Source organism: Vibrio sp. 1069, from assembly GCF_033340555.1.
On sequence record NZ_JAWOWP010000326.1, the window covers coordinates 1 to 730 of the forward strand.

General features: G+C 48.2%; 1 protein-coding gene. It reads left to right on the top strand.

Annotated features, from left to right (window positions below):
* The coding region (gene vopD / locus R7040_RS26290) for a type III secretion system translocon subunit VopD (RefSeq protein ID WP_318097553.1) at positions 1–670 on the top strand (670 nt) is incomplete at its 5' end.
* Positions 671–730 lie beyond the last annotated feature (60 nt).

A 730-nucleotide genomic window follows, 5' to 3' on the forward strand; every position in this document is an offset into this window, starting at 1 on the left:
GCTGCTTTACCAAGTGTCGAAGCTAAGCCGTGAACAGCAAGTGCTTCAACGTGAAATTGCGGTTGAAGCCAACGTTGCGAGTTTGCAAAGCCAAGCGGCAGAGCTGAACAACTCTGCTAGCGCGATGATCGCGATGGCGGTTGTATCTGGTGTGTTAGCGGGTGCTACAGCAATTATCGGTGCGCTTGGTTCGTTCAAAGCGGGTAAAGAAATTAAGACCGAGATGGCAAGCAACACCGTGCTGAAAACGCAAAAGGCGGGCTTCGATCAAGTTGAAGAGTTGATGAACAACGGTAACTTCTCAAAAACTCAACAAGATCAAGTAAAACGCGCACATTCGCTAGCGAAAGACAGCATTGCAGACACCACGGCTCAATTGACTAGCGGCGGTCGCAAGTTCGATAAACTGATGAGCTCAAACCAAGCGAAGAACGCGATTCTTCAAGCTCTTGGACAGATGGCAAACTCAGCATCGAACGTTGAACAAACTAAAGCGCAAGCTCGCAGCAAGGACGATGAAGTGCAAGCGACGCGTGCTCAAGCAGCGAAGCAAAAAGCAGATGAGAACATCGGCTTCCAAGAAGGGTTGCTTAAAGAGTTGCGTGAGCTGTTCCGTTCTATCTCTGATAGTCAGAACCAAGCGTGGCGCGCATCCATCCCGACAGTGTAATCGCGGTTTTATTTTAGTACTGACAAAGCGTTGTTTATACAACGCTTTTTTTGTGTTTAA